This window comes from Streptomyces sp. SP17BM10 (assembly GCF_036322405.1).
Taxonomy (GTDB): domain Bacteria; phylum Actinomycetota; class Actinomycetes; order Streptomycetales; family Streptomycetaceae; genus Kitasatospora.
Map to the genome: position 1 here is coordinate 26625 of NZ_JAQYXB010000556.1, position 14476 is coordinate 41100.

Consider the following 14476-nt stretch of genomic DNA (forward strand, 5'->3'; position numbering starts at 1 on the left):
CATGGCCAACAGCAGCTCCCCCGAATCCCCGCTCCCGGTCGGCAAGGTCTCCGCGCTGATCGGCGGCTGGATCGACCGACTCGGCGCGGTGTGGGTGGAGGGGCAGATCACCCAGCTCAGCCGGCGGCCGGGGGCGGGCGTGGTGTTCCTGACCCTGCGCGACCCGCAGGCGGACGTGTCGCTCACGGTGACGTGCTTCCGGTCGGTCTTCGAGCAGGTCGCGGACGTCGTGCAGGAGGGCTCGCGGGTCGTCGTGCACGCCAAGCCGGAGTGGTACGCGGCACGCGGGCAGCTGTCGCTGCGGGCCTCGGAGATCCGGCCGGTCGGGCTCGGCGAGCTGCTGGCCCGGCTGGAGCAGCTGAAGCGGCGGCTCGCCGGGGAGGGCCTGTTCGCGGCCGAGCGGAAGAAGCCGCTGCCGTTCCTGCCGCAGTGCGTCGGGCTGGTCACCGGGCGCGGCTCGGCGGCCGAGCGGGACGTCCTGGAGAACGCGCGGCGGCGCTGGCCGGCCGTCCGCTTCGAGGTGCGGAACGTGCCGGTGCAGGGCGTCAGCGCGGTGGAGCGGGTGGGCGCGGCCGTCCGGGAGCTGGACGAGCACCCCGAGGTGGACGTGATCATCGTGGCCCGGGGCGGCGGCAGCGTCGAGGACCTGCTGCCGTTCTCGGACGAGGGGCTGGTGCGCCTGGTCGCGGCGGCCCGGACGCCGGTGGTCAGCGCGATCGGGCACGAGCCGGACCAGCCGCTGCTGGACTTCGTCGCCGACCTGCGCGCGTCCACCCCGACGGACGCCGCCAAACGGGTGGTGCCGGACGTCGGCGAGGAGCTCGCCAAGGTGCTGCACCTGCGGGACCGGGCCCGGCGGTACGTCCACGGGCGGGTCGAGCGCGAGCAGCACGGGCTGGACGGCGTGCGCAGCCGCCCGGTGCTGGCCGCTCCGCACCGGATGCTGGACGGGCGGGGCCAGGAGGTGGACGGACTGCTGGAGCGGGCCCGGCGCACCCTGCGGCACCGGCTGGACCACGCGCAGAGCGACCTCGGGCACACGCTGGCCCGGGTGGTGGCGCTGTCCCCCGCGGCCACCCTGGAGCGCGGCTACGCGGTGCTCCAGCGGGCGGACGGCGCGGTGGTGACGGATCCGGCCCAGGTCGCCTCCGGGGAGGCGCTGCACGCCCGGGTGGCGGGCGGCGGGTTCGGCGTCACGGTGGACGCCGGGACGCCGTCCGCGGGTTAGTACGAGCGCTGGCGGGAGAGCGCCGTCGAGTGCTCGCCGAAACCGAGGCTGCGGTAGAGCGCCTCGCCGCCGCTGCTCGCGTGCAGGTCGATGCGGCCGACCCGGTGGTCGTCGAACCACTGCAGCAGCGCCTCGGTGCAGGCCCGGGCATAGCCGCGCAGCCGGTGGCCGGGGTCGGTGCAGATGTTGAAGACGAAGCCGAACCGGCCCTCCGGGTTGCCTGGCGCGGGAAGCCGCTCCTCCAGCGTCCCGACGGCGCAGGCGGCGAGCCGGCCGGGCCGCGCGGGGTCGTCGACGACGAAGGACGGCATGGTGAGCGCGCCGGCCGGCACGGCGAGGCGCTCGCGCAGCATCCGTTCGGCGGTGGCCTGCCAGGGACCGGGGCCGGCCTGGGCGGCCATGCTCGGCATCGCTTCGAACATCAGGTTGCGCAGCCGGACGAGCTCGGGCGCGTCGGCCGGGACGGCGGGGCGAACCTCGATCATGCGGCGGAGGGTAGTGCCGGAGGGCGGCCGTGCGCACCCGGATTCCACCCGGCGCGGCCGTGGTGCCGGCGCTGTCGGCGTCAGCCCCTAGTCTGGCTCGCATGGCAGAGCAGCAGGATCAGGACCGCCCCGGCGAGGTGCCGCAGGGCGCGGACGACGCCCTCGGCTACGAGCACGCGCGGGACGCGCTGCTGGAGGTCGTCCGGCAGCTGGAGAACGGCGGCACGTCGCTGGAGGAGTCGCTGGCGCTCTGGGAGCGCGGCGAGCAGCTGGCGAAGGTCTGCCAGCGCTGGCTGGACGGCGCCCGCGCCCGGCTGGACGCCGCGCTGGCCGCCGAGGAGGGGGCCGGGGCCGGGCAGTGACCGGGTCCGGGGGGCTCCGGCGTCACTTTCGAAGTGATGTGCGCCACATACCACTTGGGAATAGTTGAAACTTCACCTATGTTGGGAGCAGTGACCGACCGAGGTCGGCCACCCCGACGACCCCCTCCCGCATGAGGTGCACAAGCATGACCACCGACGCCCTGGTACTCGACGCCGCCGCTCAGGATCTGCTGTTCCGCGAGGCGCGCACCGCGAACACCTTCACCGACGAGCCGGTTACCGAGGAGCAGGTCCAGGCCATCTACGACCTGGTCAAGTACGGCCCGACCGCCTTCAACCAGCAGCCGCTGCGCGTCGTCCTGGTCCGCTCGGCCGAGGGCCGCGAGCGTCTGGTCCAGCACCTGGCGGACGGCAACAAGGCCAAGACCGCCGCCGCCCCGCTGGTCGCCATCCTGGCCGTGGACAACGAGTTCCACGAGGAGCTGCCGACCCAGTTCCCGCACTTCCCGCAGGCCAAGGACGTCTTCTTCTCGGAGCGCGCCGCCCGCGAGAACTCCGCCCGCCTGAACGGCGCCCTGCAGGCCGGCTACTTCATCGTCGGCGTCCGCGCCGCCGGCCTGGCCGCCGGCCCGATGACCGGCTTCGACGCCGAGGGCATCAACAAGGAGTTCTTCGGCGACGGCGAGCACTCGGTGCTGGCCGTGGTGAACATCGGCAAGCCGGGCGAGGACGCCTGGTTCCCGCGTTCGCCGCGCCTGGCCTACGACGAGGTCGTCACCACCGTCTGACGCGCCCGCTCATGCGGAGGGGCCCGCACCGGAGATCCGGTGCGGGCCCCTCCGCATGCGCTCTGGACCGCGCGGGTTACTTCAGCGCCTGCGCCAGCTCGGCGAGCTCGTCGTACGAGGCGGTGCCGGTCAGGAGCGTCGTGCCGCCGCCGTCCTGCGAGGTCAGCGCACGGGCCTTGGGGCCCTGCACCCGGTCCCAGGTGCGGCCGGCCACCTCCGCGGTGCCGTCCGGCTTGGCGCCGTCGACCTTGTCCGCCACCAGCGAATCGCGCGGGACGTCGCTCTGCTCGACCGCCGCGTACTGGCCGGACGGCGTGACGAAGCCCAGGTGCCAGGCGTTGCCCTTGCCGTTGCTCTGCGCGGCCGCCTGGTAGCTGACCGACGTGGCGCGCCACTTGTCGGACAGCCCCTCCGGGGCGACCAGCTTGTACGGCGCCGCGCGCTTCGCGGTGGCCGCCTCGACCCGGTACTCGACCTTGTGCTGGGGCACACTGTCCGCGTCGTGCGGCAGGAACAGGTACCCGATCCACACGACGCCGCCGACCGCCAGCATCGACAGGACCATGTCCCGCACGGTCTGCCGGCCCCTCATGCCCTTGCTCTCTCCTGCCACCCCCACATGGTGACTCATCCACACACCGGGCGGGTCACCCGGGGTGCCCGCGTACGGGTGAAGCGGGACGATTCGGTGGTTACCGGGAGGGATCGGGGCCGAGCGTGGCGACCCGCGCCACAGACAGTCATCTGTAAGGCAGATACGATCGCAGGACCCTCACCACGGCGTTCGACCAGGCAGTAGTCGGGCGCTCACTGGCCGTCGCGTACAGAGAGGTAACGACGATGACCACGCAGTACCCGCACCACCTTCCCAGTTCCCTGGAGGTCGCGCCCGAGGCCCCCGACCGGAACCTCGCGCTCGAGCTCGTCCGGGTCACCGAGGCGGCGGCGATGGCCGCCGGCCGGTGGGTCGGCCGCGGCGACAAGAACGGCGCGGACGGCGCAGCCGTCAAGGCGATGCGCACGCTCGTCTCGACCGTCTCGATGAACGGCGTGGTCGTCATCGGCGAGGGCGAGAAGGACGAGGCGCCCATGCTCTACAACGGCGAACGGGTCGGCGACGGCACCGGCGCCGAGTGCGACGTCGCGGTCGACCCGGTCGACGGCACGACGCTCACCGCCAAGGGCATGAACAACGCCGTCGCGGTGCTCGCGGTCGCCGACCGCGGCACGATGTTCGACCCCAGCGCCGTGTTCTACATGGACAAGCTGGTCGCCGGCCCGGAGGCCGCCGACTTCGTCGACATCACCGCCCCGCCGGCCGTCAACATCCGCCGGGTCGCCAAGGCCAAGGGCAGCGCCGTCGAGGACGTCACGGTCGTCGTCCTGGACCGCCCCCGCCACGACGGACTGGTCCGCCAGATCCGCGAGGCGGGCGCCCGGATCAAGTTCATCTCGGACGGCGACGTGGCCGGCGCCATCATGGCCGCCCGCGAGGGCACCGGCGTCGACCTGCTGATGGGCGTCGGCGGCACCCCCGAGGGCATCATCGCCGCCTGCGCGATGAAGTGCATGGGCGGCGTGATCCAGGGCCGCCTGTGGCCCAAGGACGACGCCGAGCGGCAGAAGGCCCTCGACGCCGGGCACGACCTCGACCGGGTGCTCACCACGGACGACCTGGTCAGCGGCGAGAACGTGTTCTTCGTCGCGACCGGCATCACCGACGGCGAGCTGCTGCGCGGCGTGCACTACCGCTCGGAGACCGCCACCACCAGCTCCCTGGTGATGCGCTCCAAGAGCGGCACCATCCGCGAGATCCACTCCACCCACAAGCTGTCCAAGCTGCGGGCCTACAGCGCGATCGACTTCGACCGCGCCAACTGAGGCTCCACGACCAGGAGTTCACAGCTCGACGCACCGCGGCCCCGGCGCAATCCCCCTCCGCCGGGGCCGCGGTGCGTTCCGGTGCGCGCGCCGGGGTCGTCAGCCGGCTATCCGCTGGCGGCCCGCCGACACCCGGGCCGCCTCGCGCAGCTCCGACTCCCGGCGGCGGCGCCGGGCCAGCACCACGCGCCGCTCGGCGGCCGTGAGCCCACCCCAGACGCCGTACGGCTCCGGCTGCGCCAGCGCGTGCTCACGGCACTCCAGCAGCACCGGGCAGCGGGCGCAGACCCGCTTCGCCTGGTCCTCGCGCGACAGCCGGGCCGCCGTCGGCTCCTTGGACGGCGCGAAGAACAGCCCCACCTCGTCCCGGCGGCACGCGGCGCCGGTGTGCCAGGGGTTGTCCTCCCCATGGGGGCCCTGGCCGGCCGGTGAGCCCTGCGACTGCGGGCGGCTGTCGGGGCGGGGCTCCAACAGCTGCGCGGCGGCGACGGGCGAGGTGGTGCGGGACTCGATCGGATGCAGCACGGCCGTACTCCTGACGAGACTCTCGGACACGGGGAAGCTCGCTCCCCTGCCCGGCTGCGAGCCCCCGCTCTCCACCCCCGGGCCGGCCGCTGGCCGCCCCCGGTGCGCAGCCGTATCAAGAAGCGATGTGCGAGAGGGAATACCCCGCCGGGCCGCGATTCATGCACACTGCACGCAATCGACTACCCACTGCACTCGCCGCAACGCCGAGTGCCCGGCCGGGAGTTGCTCCCACGGCCGGGCACCGACGGATCACGCGCCGGTCGGCGGCCGGACGGGCACCGGCCAACCATCGTCACTCGGCGCCGAGTTGCTTGCGCACCCACTCCTTGAGCTTCTTGCCCCGGCGCGGCTTGGCGTCGCAGCCGCCGAACACCGCCGTGCCCCGGATCCGCACCACCGGGGCGTAAGGGTCCGCCGCCGTCTGCTCCTTGACGTCGAAGCCACCGAAGATGCCGACGCCGCCGCCGTGCAGGCTGACATTCTCCGGCACCCGGACCTCGACACCGCCGAACAGCGCCAGGACGTCGATGACGACCTCCGGCGACTCGAAGACGGCGTCGCTCAGGTCGATCTCCACGCCGCCGAAGACCGCGACCGCCTTCAGGTGCGAACCGACCCGCCAGCGGCCCTTGCGGGACGAACCGCCGAAGATCGCCACCATCTGCGGCGCCTCCTGACGGGCCGGCGGCTGCGCCGGGGCGGACGGGCGGGCGGGGGCGTCCAGCGGCGGCTTCTCGAAGGAGAGCGGACGGTGGCTGGGCAGGTCGCGGGTGAGCGGCGCCAGCTCGCCCAGGGTCTTCGCCGCGTACGCGGCCTCGATGCGCTCGGCGTGCTCGTCGACGTCCAGCCGGCCCTCGGCGTAGGCGTCGCGCAGCAGCTCGGCCACCCGCTCGCGGTCGGCGTCCGAGGCTCGCAGGTCGGCCTCGGCCACCGGGGCGTGCGCGGGCTCCGGCGCCGGCCGGGCCTGCGGCTTCGGTTCGGGATGGTTCTCGGGCTTGGTCATCGGCACGGGCGCCGGGACGGGCGGCTGCCCCTGATCGTCCTGCGACGGCGAGTTGTCCACGGGCCAAGACTAGTCGCTCGCACTGCTGCCCGAGTGAGCCCGGTCACGCAGGCTGCCCTGTCCGCGTGCCCGCTCCCACCGGGTCATACCCTGGATGGTGCTTCGCCGACGCAGCCGGATCACTGGAAACCTAAGGACCGCCCCCATGGCTCCCACGCCAGACTTCGAGTACAGCGACCTGCTCCCCCTGGGCGCTGACCCGACCCCGTACCGCAAGCTCACCTCCGAGGGCGTCTCCACCTTCGAGGCCGGCGGCCGCACCTTCCTCCAGGTCGAGCCCGAGGCGCTGCGCCTGCTCACCGCCGAGGCGATGCACGACATTTCGCACTACCTGCGCCCCGCGCACCTCGCCCAGCTGCGCCGCATCCTGGACGACCCGCAGGCCAGCCCCAACGACCGCTTCGTCGCGCTGGACCTGCTGAAGAACGTCAACATCTCGGCCGGCGGCATCCTGCCGATGTGCCAGGACACCGGCACCGCGATCGTCATGGGCAAGCGCGGACAGAACGTGCTCACCTCCGGCGCCGACGAGTCCGCCATCGCGCGCGGCGTGTACGACGCGTACACCAAGCTCAACCTGCGCTACTCCCAGATGGCCCCGGTGACCATGTGGGACGAGAAGAACACCGGCAACAACCTGCCGGCCCAGATCGAGCTGTACGCCACCGACGGCGACGCGTACAAGTTCCTGTTCATGGCCAAGGGCGGCGGCTCCGCCAACAAGTCGTACCTGTACCAGGAGACCAAGGCCATCCTGAACGAGGCGAGCATGCTCTCGTTCCTGGAGCAGAAGATCCGCTCGCTCGGCACCGCCGCGTGCCCGCCGTACCACCTGGCCATCGTGATCGGCGGCACCAGCGCCGAGTTCGCGCTCAAGACCGCCAAGTACGCCTCCGCGCACTACCTCGACACCCTGCCGACCTCCGGCGACGCGAAGACCGGCCACGGCTTCCGCGACCTGGAGCTGGAGCAGAAGGTCACCGAGCTGACCCAGAAGATCGGCATCGGCGCGCAGTTCGGCGGCAAGTACTTCTGCCACGACGTGCGCGTGGTGCGCCTGCCGCGCCACGGTGCCTCGCTGCCGGTCGCCATGGCCGTCTCCTGCTCCGCCGACCGCCAGGCGCTCGGCAAGATCACCGCGGAGGGCGTGTTCCTCGAGCAGTTGGAGACGGACCCGGCCAAGTACCTGCCGGACACCACCGACGAGCACCTCGACGACGACGTGGTGCGCGTCGACCTCAACCAGCCGATGTCCGCGATCCGCAGCGAGCTGTCCAAGTACCCGGTGAAGACCCGCCTCTCGCTCACCGGCACGCTCGTCGTCGCCCGCGACATCGCGCACGCCAAGATCAAGGAGCGCCTGGACGCCGGCGAGGGCATGCCCAAGTACCTGCAGGACCACCCGGTCTACTACGCGGGCCCGGCCAAGACCCCCGAGGGCTACGCCTCCGGCTCCTTCGGCCCCACCACCGCCGGCCGGATGGACTCCTACGTCGACCAGTTCCAGGCGGCCGGCGGCTCGATGGTCATGCTCGCCAAGGGCAACCGCAGCAAGCAGGTCACCGACGCGTGCGCCGCGCACGGCGGCTTCTACCTCGGCTCGATCGGCGGCCCGGCGGCCCGGCTCGCCCAGGACTGCATCAAGAAGGTCGAGGTCCTGGAGTACGCCGAGCTCGGCATGGAGGCCGTCTGGCGCATCGAGGTCGAGGACTTCCCGGCCTTCATCGTCGTCGACGACAAGGGCAACGACTTCTTCCGCGAGACCACCGAGGGCCCGCTGATCACCAACCTGCGGGTCCGCTCGAAGGAGTAGCCCTCCCCTGCTCCCACCCCACCGCCCCGGCCGCTCCCCGCGCCCGGGGCGGTGGCGTCCGGACGTTCGCAACGGCGTGGCGGCCGGCACCGGGAACCCGTACCGCTGCCGGCGGCAGTGTGCCCGGCGCCGTGGGCGGGCGTCAGGCGTCGAAGTCGTACTCCAGGACGTAGGACGCGGCGTCGAGGATCATCTCGTTCAGCTCGACGACCTGGCCCTCGTCGGCGAAGGCGGTGCGGCAGATCAGGATCACCGGGGTGCCGGCGGTGAGCTCCAGGCGCACGCCCTCTTCGGCGCTCGGCATGCGCGAGCGCACCTCCTCGCGGAAGTGGACGGGCTTCGCGCCGATCTCGGCCAGGCGGGCATAGGTGCCGCCCGGGCCGGTGTCCTCGCGGGTGATCGCCGTGCCGGCGACCAGGCCGGCCGGCAGGTAGGACGTGGACAGCAGCACCGGCTTGCCGTCCAGGACGAAGCGGCGGTGGCGCACGCACATCGGCTCGCCCGGGTCGACGCCGAGGACGCGGGCCACGTGCTCGGGCGCGCCGCGCTCGGTGACCGACACCTGGTCGACGACGAGGGTGCGCCGGTCGATGTCCGCGGACCATATCGACCGCCCGGAACCCCACTGGCCCTGCGCGAGCCGCTGGATGCCGCGCCGGCGCAGCGGACGGAAGTCCCGGACGAACACCCCGGCGCCCCGGCGGGCCTCGGCGATGCCCTCGCTCTGCAGCATCCCGAGGGCCTGGCGGGCCGTCATCCGGGCGACTCCGTACTCGTCCATGAGGTCGTTCTCGCCGGGCAGCCGGTCGCCCGCGCGGTACTCGCCGGCGTCGATGGCCGCCCTGAGCGTGTCGGCGATCCGCTGGTACTTGGGCTGCTTGTCGCCACTGCTACCGGTCATCGCCGCTCCCTCTCCCTCTCGGAAATCGTAGGCGCGCCCGCGGCCGCAAGTAAGGAGATACGACCGTTGACATCTCTAGAGATATTAGCTTCTCTAGAGATGCTGGGTAGTCACCGGGCGTCGCCACGGACGCGCGGACGGCGACCACAGAGCAAGGGAGAGTGCGGTGAACCCCCTTCAGCGCAACGCCGCCGCCTACCGGCCGCACGTGGGTGACCGCGTCCTCGACCGGAGGACCGGGCGCACCGGCATCTACATGGACACCATCGGCGGCGAGCACTACCTCCGCCCCGAGCCCGGCGGCCGCGAATGGACCGCCGACCCGACCCACGTCACCCCGGCCCCCGACCCGGCCCCCACCCCGACCGGCGACGGCCCCGACCCCGATCCGGACCCGGTGAAATCCGGCCACCGACGCCCGGCAGGCCGCCGCGAATACCGGCAGAATCATGGCAAACACCAACAATTCGGGCCGCAGCGAGTTCCCACTGAACCCGGTATTCCGGAAACGCCGACGGCGCCGACCGGCACGTTACGGATATCCCCGGTCACTTTGCGTGCCCCGGCGCGCGAATCGGCCCACAGGGTCACCGAGAACGGCAATCGGGCGCAATAAGGGCCAATGCGCGCCGCCGCCCCCGCCGGCACGTGCCGCAGACAAATGCAAAGGCCCGGTGCCGCGCGAACTCGTGCGGCACCGGGCCCGGAAACGCCGATCGGTCACGGACGGCTGTTGATGGCCCCGAGCGGCTCGTACGGCTTGCCGTCCGCGGTCTCGGCGCCCGCGGGCTCGACGGCGTCGCCGCCCATGAGCTCCTGAGGGTCGGCGTGCTTCTCGTCCGCCGGAACTATGTACCCGGCCACGTTGGCGGCCGCGTCGGCGACCGCCGCGTCCGCGGGCTTGGCGGCCGCGGACGGGTCCACCGCCGCGGCGGTCGACGGAGCGGGAGAGGAGGTGGGGTGAGTCTCAGCCATGGGCTGGTGCCTTTCAGGTCTTCGGGATCCACTCGCGCCCGACCGGCTTGACCCAGGCGCCCGGACAGTATCGTAGGAGCCGTTAAATGTCCTATAAACACTGCGCCGCTGGTACCGCGCTCCAGCGTTTACAGCCGTCCGCCTAAGCTGATGCGACCGCGACGGGACCATCCGGCACCCGGGCGATGGCACCCGCCACAGGTCATCGGGAGAATTTCATGGAGCCTCAGGAATCGCCGCACCGCGACGCGCTGCGCTTCCAGGTGCTCGGCCCGATGCAGGCGTGGCGCGACCGGCACCCGCTGGCGCTCGGCTCCCCGCAGCAACAGGCCGTCCTGACCTCGCTGCTGCTCCAGCGCGGCCGCCCGGTCGCCACCCAGGACCTCGTCGACGGGATCTGGGGCGAGCGCCCGCCACCGCAGGCCATCGCCGCGCTGCGCACCTACGTCTCCCGCCTGCGCACCGTCATCGAGCCGCACCGGGAGGTGCGCGCGCCGGCCGAGATCCTCGTCTCCGTCAGCGACGGCTACGCACTGCGCGTCCCGCCGGAGGCCATCGACCTCGCGGTCTTCGAGGCCACCGCCTCGGAGGCCACCTCGGCCCGCGCGAACGGGGACCCGTTCGAGGCGCACCGGCTGCTGCGCTCGGCCCTCGCGCTGTGGAGCGGACGGCCGCTGGCCGGCGTGCCCGGACCGTACGCGGAGGCCCAGCGGCTGCGGCTCGCCGAGCGCCACGTCTCGGTGTGGGAGGAGTGCTGCACGGCCGCGCTGGAGATCGGCCTGCACACCGAGGTCGTCTCGGAGCTGAGCTCGCTGACGGCCGAACACCCGCTGCGCGAGCGCCTGCGCGAACTGCTGATGCTCGCGCTCTACCGCTGCGGGCGGCAGGCCGAGGCGCTCGGCGTCTACACCGACACGCGCAAGCTCCTGATCGAGGAGCTGGGCGTCGAGCCCGGGGCCGGGCTCTCCTCCATGCACGCCCGGATCCTCGCCGGCGACCCCGCGCTGACCCCGCCCGCGCTCGCCGGACCGGTGGGCACCGGATCCCGCGACGGCGCCTCCGCCCACATCCCGGCACCGGCCCAATTGCCGGCGGACGTATCGGACTTCAGCGGCCGCTCGGATCTCGTCGGCGAGCTCAGAGCGGTGCTGCAGAGCGCCACCGGCCAGGCCGTCGTGGTCACGTCGCTCGCGGGCATCGGCGGCGTGGGCAAGACCACGCTCGCCGTCCACGTGGCGCACAGCGTGCGGGCCGAGTTCCCGGACGGCCAGCTGTACGTCGACCTGCGCGGCGCGGGCGCCTCGCCGGCCGATCCCGCGGTCGTGCTGGGCGACTTCCTGCACGCCCTCGGCGTCGCCGAGGTACCCGACTCCCTGGAGCAGCGCTCGGCGCTGTACCGCTCCCTGCTCGCCACCCGGCGGATGCTGATCCTGCTCGACAACGCGCAGGACGCCGAACAGCTGCGGCCGCTGATCCCCGGGGTCTCCGGCTCCGCCGTGCTGGCGACCAGCCGCTCCCGGCTGGCCGGGATCCCCGGCGCCCACCTGGTGGACGTCGAGGAGCTCACTCCCGAGGAGGCGCTGGCGCTGTTCTCGGCGATCGTCGGGGAGCAGCGGGTCGCCAAGGAGCCCGAGGCCTCGCTGGCCGTCGTCACCGCGTGCGGCTTCCTCCCGCTGGCCGTGCGGATCGCCGCGGCCCGGCTGGCGAGCCGGCCCCGGTGGAGCGTGTCGGACCTCGCCCGTCGCTTAGCGGACCAGCGTCGGCGGCTCGACGAGCTCCAGCTCGGCAACCTGGCCGTGGAGACCACCATCGGGCTCGGGTACAACCAGCTGCGGCCGGACGAGGCCCGGGCCTTTCGCCTGCTCTCGCTCGTGGACTCGCCCGACCTCCCGCTCGACGCGGTGGCCGCCCTGCTGGGCCAGGACGAGCACCGGGCCGAGGACCTGGCGGAGGCGCTGGTCGAGGCCAACATGCTGGAGTGCTTCACGCCGGGCCGCTACCGCTACCACGACCTGCTGCGGCTCTACGCCCAGCGGCAGAACGAGAAGATCGCGGACACCGCGGACCAGCAGCGGGCGGTCCAGCGGCTGCTGGCGCACCTGCTGCCGACCATGCACAACGCGGCCCGGGTGATCGAGCCCGAGGACCAGCTGCCCGAGCCGCTGGACGAACTGACCGCGCCCGGGCTGGACCTGCGGGCCGCCGGCGGCGCCCAGCAGTGGCTGCGCGCCGAGGTCGGCATGCTGCTGAGCACGGTGGAGGCCGCCCTCGGCGGCCCGCCCGCGCTGCTGCGGCCCGCCCTGGACCTGCTGATCGCGCTCAACAGCATCGTCGAGGACCCGACCCACGCGGCCCGGGCCCGCCGCCTGCTGGAGATCGCCGACTCCAACGCCCAGGCGCACGGGGACACCCAGGCCCTGTCCCGGGTCCACTTCGCGCTGGGCACCCTGGAGTACTACGGCAACAACTTCCAGAACGCCGAGCGTTCGTTGCGCCGGAGCCTGTCCTTCCAGGGGCCCGACGACGTCACCGTGCTGCGCTCGATGGTGGTCAACACCCTCGGCATCATCCTGAGCCTCGCCAACCGCAGCGTCGAGGCACTGCCGTTCTTCGCGCAGGCGCTGTCCATCAGCCGTGTCGTCGGGGCGCCGATCGGCGCGGCGCGACTGCTCGGGAACATCGCGCGGGCCCAGCTCGACGTCGGGCGGACGGCGCAGGCCGTCGAGTCCGCCCAGGAGGCGGTGGCGGCGGCGCGCCGGTCCGCCAACGGCGCCTGCCTCGCGGACACGCTGTACCAGCTCGGCGTCGTCCTGTCGTCCACGGGCGCCCCGGCGGAGGCCGTCTCGCACCTCCGCGAGGCGCACAAGCTCTACCAGGAGCAGCAGAACCGCCTGCGCGAGGGCTACACGCTGGCCCGGCTCTCGGAGAGCCTGCTGGCGAGCGAGCGGGCCGGCGAGGCGGCCGAGGCGGCGGGCGAGTCGCTGGCGATCGCCCAGGAGATCGACGGCGCCTACTGCCAGGGCCTGGCCAACGCCGCGCTCGGCGAGGCGCTGCTCGCGCTCGCGCAGCCGGCCCGCGGGCTGGCGTGTCTGCGGGAGGCGCACGCGATCTTCACGCGGCTCGGTGTGCCGGAGGCCTCCCCCGTGGCGGACCTCATCTCCCAGCAGCACACCGAGCCTGCCTCTTCCTCTCCCCAGGCGCCGTGAGGCCTCCACCCCCCAGCGGAGGGCCTCCCCCGATTCGCGTTGCGTTCGGCGCTCCCGCAGCCCCCCGGCTGCGGGAGCGCCCTCAACGCTTCCCCGGCGCTGGTCATACTGTGCACCGCGCCGATTGACGTTCGATAAACGTCCGATTGTCAGCCTGCGGACCGGTGAAAACCGCAGGTCAGCACCCACGCCCCCAGCGCGCCACGCGGCGTGCGGGACCGGCGCGCACCACCCCGGCCCGCACCGTCGTGCTTCCGCAACACCGTCCACAACGGCCCAAGAACGACGAGTTGGCCGGAAAGGGACCCCACGGCGGTGTGATCACGCATATTCTCAGATGCCAGTGCACACACAAGTGTCTGCCGGCGACGTGCCAGAAGTTCGGAATGCCCAGATTTCAGCGTGCGGAGTGCAGTCCGTCAGTGTGATGCGGGGAGCGTGACGCACCGCCACCGGCAGCGGCCGGCCAGGCTGGCGGAGGCCAGGGTGGAAGGGTGCCTCTCTATCGTGACGACCGGACAGATATCGGACCCGTTCCCCATCGGCGAGGACGCGGGTGACGACGAGCCCGACGCCCGGCGGCGCCGGGCCGTGCGGGCGTTGCAGGCGGTCGCCTTCGACACGATCGGCGCCGGGTACGGCGAGGCGTTCCCGGCCAAGGACGGACAGCTCGCCTGCGGGCGGCGGCTGCTGGCGCAACTGGAGCCGGGCGCCCGGGTGCTCGACGTCGGCTGCGGCACCGGGGAGCCGACGGTCCGCCAGCTGACGGCGGGCGGGCTGCGGGTCACCGGGACAGACCTCTCGGACGTGATGCTCGCGCTGGCCGCTGAGGCGCACCATCCGGGGGAGCACCCGCCCGTCTTCCACCGGATCGACCTCTACGACCTGGGCACCGAGCGCGCCGGGCGGGTCTGGAACGTGCCCGGCCTCGGGCCGCAGGGCGCCGGTGGGTTCGCCGCCGTCACCGCGTTCTTCTCACTGATCCTTCTGCCGCAGGACGAGATCCCGACCGTTCTCGGCCGTCTGCACACGTTGCTGCGGCCCGGCGGGCTGCTGGCGCTCGGGATGGTCGAGGCCGACCTGGATCACGTTCCGCTTCCGTTCCTCGGCAGAGAGCTGCGGATCAGCGGGTATCTGCGGGAGGATCTGGAACGGGTTCTGGTCGTGTCCGGATTCGCCGTGGAGGAGTGTTCGGGGCACCCGTACGCGCCGGCCAGTACCTCGCTGCCGCCGGAGGAGCAACTGTTCCTCTGCTGTCGACGCGTCGGCTGACCGGCGGCTCCCG

General features: G+C 72.8%; 14 protein-coding genes. 8 read left to right on the forward strand and 6 right to left on the reverse strand.

Annotated elements, in window-relative coordinates; all coding sequences use genetic code 11:
- The first annotated feature begins 1 nt into the window (after nucleotide 1).
- Nucleotides 2–1228, forward strand: coding sequence for an exodeoxyribonuclease VII large subunit (xseA, locus tag PUR71_RS14330; protein ID WP_329927356.1), 1227 nt, complete (start codon nucleotides 2–4; stop codon nucleotides 1226–1228).
- Here xseA and PUR71_RS14335 read toward each other — a convergent pair.
- Complete coding sequence (locus tag PUR71_RS14335; protein WP_329927357.1) at nucleotides 1225–1713, reverse strand: GNAT family N-acetyltransferase; 489 nt, start codon at nucleotides 1711–1713, stop codon at nucleotides 1225–1227. The genes xseA and PUR71_RS14335 overlap by 4 nt on opposite strands.
- 101 nt (nucleotides 1714–1814) lie before the next feature.
- Here PUR71_RS14335 and PUR71_RS14340 point away from each other — a divergent pair, with 101 nt between their 5' ends.
- Nucleotides 1815–2075: an exodeoxyribonuclease VII small subunit gene (locus PUR71_RS14340; RefSeq protein WP_329927358.1), complete on the forward strand. Its 261-nt coding sequence runs from the start codon at nucleotides 1815–1817 to the stop codon at nucleotides 2073–2075.
- 146 nt (nucleotides 2076–2221) lie between these two features.
- A complete protein-coding gene (locus PUR71_RS14345) occupies nucleotides 2222–2824 on the forward strand; it encodes a malonic semialdehyde reductase (RefSeq protein ID WP_329927359.1) in 603 nt (200 codons plus the stop codon).
- Between the two features lie 76 nt (nucleotides 2825–2900).
- Here the strand turns inward: PUR71_RS14345 and PUR71_RS14350 are convergent, their stop codons facing one another.
- The gene (locus tag PUR71_RS14350; RefSeq protein WP_329927360.1) at nucleotides 2901–3416 is read right to left on the reverse strand and encodes a DUF4245 domain-containing protein; all 516 of its coding nucleotides are present in this window, start codon (nucleotides 3414–3416) and stop codon (nucleotides 2901–2903) included.
- Nucleotides 3417–3664: 248 nt separating this feature from the next.
- Between PUR71_RS14350 and glpX the strand changes: the two genes are divergently transcribed.
- A complete protein-coding gene (gene glpX / locus PUR71_RS14355) occupies nucleotides 3665–4705 on the forward strand; it encodes a class II fructose-bisphosphatase (protein WP_329927361.1) in 1041 nt (346 codons plus the stop codon).
- Nucleotides 4706–4804: 99 nt separating this feature from the next.
- On the opposite strand, the gene PUR71_RS14360 is transcribed toward glpX, so the two are convergent.
- Nucleotides 4805–5179, reverse strand: a complete 375-nt coding sequence (locus PUR71_RS14360; protein ID WP_443077446.1) for a WhiB family transcriptional regulator — start codon at nucleotides 5177–5179, stop codon at nucleotides 4805–4807.
- 346 nt (nucleotides 5180–5525) lie between these two features.
- Complete coding sequence (locus PUR71_RS14365; protein ID WP_443077447.1) at nucleotides 5526–6236, reverse strand: DUF1707 SHOCT-like domain-containing protein; 711 nt, start codon at nucleotides 6234–6236, stop codon at nucleotides 5526–5528.
- Between the two features lie 205 nt (nucleotides 6237–6441).
- Here PUR71_RS14365 and PUR71_RS14370 point away from each other — a divergent pair, with 205 nt between their 5' ends.
- Nucleotides 6442–8109 carry a fumarate hydratase gene (locus tag PUR71_RS14370; RefSeq protein WP_329927364.1) on the forward strand — a complete coding sequence of 556 codons (1668 nt, stop codon included), beginning with the start codon at nucleotides 6442–6444 and terminating at the stop codon, nucleotides 8107–8109.
- A gap of 142 nt (nucleotides 8110–8251) precedes the next feature.
- Here the strand turns inward: PUR71_RS14370 and PUR71_RS14375 are convergent, their stop codons facing one another.
- Nucleotides 8252–9010 carry a GntR family transcriptional regulator gene (locus PUR71_RS14375; RefSeq protein WP_329927365.1) on the reverse strand — a complete coding sequence of 253 codons (759 nt, stop codon included), beginning with the start codon at nucleotides 9008–9010 and terminating at the stop codon, nucleotides 8252–8254.
- A 166-nt stretch (nucleotides 9011–9176) separates the two neighbouring features.
- Between PUR71_RS14375 and PUR71_RS14380 the strand changes: the two genes are divergently transcribed.
- On the forward strand, nucleotides 9177–9626 hold the full coding sequence (locus PUR71_RS14380; protein ID WP_329927366.1) for a hypothetical protein: 450 nt from the start codon (nucleotides 9177–9179) through the stop codon (nucleotides 9624–9626).
- Nucleotides 9627–9730: 104 nt separating this feature from the next.
- Here PUR71_RS14380 and PUR71_RS14385 read toward each other — a convergent pair whose 3' ends face one another.
- Nucleotides 9731–9985, reverse strand: a complete 255-nt coding sequence (locus PUR71_RS14385; protein ID WP_329927367.1) for a hypothetical protein — start codon at nucleotides 9983–9985, stop codon at nucleotides 9731–9733.
- Between the two features lie 218 nt (nucleotides 9986–10203).
- Between PUR71_RS14385 and PUR71_RS14390 the strand changes: the two genes are divergently transcribed.
- Both PUR71_RS14390 and PUR71_RS14395 read left to right on the forward strand, forming a co-directional pair.
- Entirely contained in the window at nucleotides 10204–13191 is a 2988-nt protein-coding gene (locus tag PUR71_RS14390; protein WP_329927368.1) for an AfsR/SARP family transcriptional regulator, read from the forward strand.
- Between the two features lie 540 nt (nucleotides 13192–13731).
- Nucleotides 13732–14463 carry a methyltransferase domain-containing protein gene (locus PUR71_RS14395; protein WP_443077448.1) on the forward strand — a complete coding sequence of 244 codons (732 nt, stop codon included), beginning with the start codon at nucleotides 13732–13734 and terminating at the stop codon, nucleotides 14461–14463.
- Nucleotides 14464–14476 lie beyond the last annotated feature (13 nt).

Bases quoted from the DNA above. Each gene is read 5' to 3' on its own strand.
- PUR71_RS14370 (WP_329927364.1), top strand. From the start codon at position 6,442: ATGGCTCCCACGCCAGACTTCGAGTACAGCGACCTGCTCCCCCTGGGC.
- PUR71_RS14385 (WP_329927367.1), bottom strand. From the start codon at position 9,985: ATGGCTGAGACTCACCCCACCTCCTCTCCCGCTCCGTCGACCGCCGCG.
- xseA (WP_329927356.1), top strand. From the start codon at position 2: ATGGCCAACAGCAGCTCCCCCGAATCCCCGCTCCCGGTCGGCAAGGTC.
- PUR71_RS14350 (WP_329927360.1), bottom strand. From the start codon at position 3,416: ATGAGGGGCCGGCAGACCGTGCGGGACATGGTCCTGTCGATGCTGGCG.
- PUR71_RS14335 (WP_329927357.1), bottom strand. From the start codon at position 1,713: ATGATCGAGGTTCGCCCCGCCGTCCCGGCCGACGCGCCCGAGCTCGTC.
- PUR71_RS14340 (WP_329927358.1), top strand. From the start codon at position 1,815: ATGGCAGAGCAGCAGGATCAGGACCGCCCCGGCGAGGTGCCGCAGGGC.
- PUR71_RS14390 (WP_329927368.1), top strand. From the start codon at position 10,204: ATGGAGCCTCAGGAATCGCCGCACCGCGACGCGCTGCGCTTCCAGGTG.
- PUR71_RS14365 (WP_443077447.1), bottom strand. From the start codon at position 6,236: ATGACCAAGCCCGAGAACCATCCCGAACCGAAGCCGCAGGCCCGGCCG.
- PUR71_RS14375 (WP_329927365.1), bottom strand. From the start codon at position 9,010: ATGACCGGTAGCAGTGGCGACAAGCAGCCCAAGTACCAGCGGATCGCC.
- glpX (WP_329927361.1), top strand. From the start codon at position 3,665: ATGACCACGCAGTACCCGCACCACCTTCCCAGTTCCCTGGAGGTCGCG.
- PUR71_RS14345 (WP_329927359.1), top strand. From the start codon at position 2,222: ATGACCACCGACGCCCTGGTACTCGACGCCGCCGCTCAGGATCTGCTG.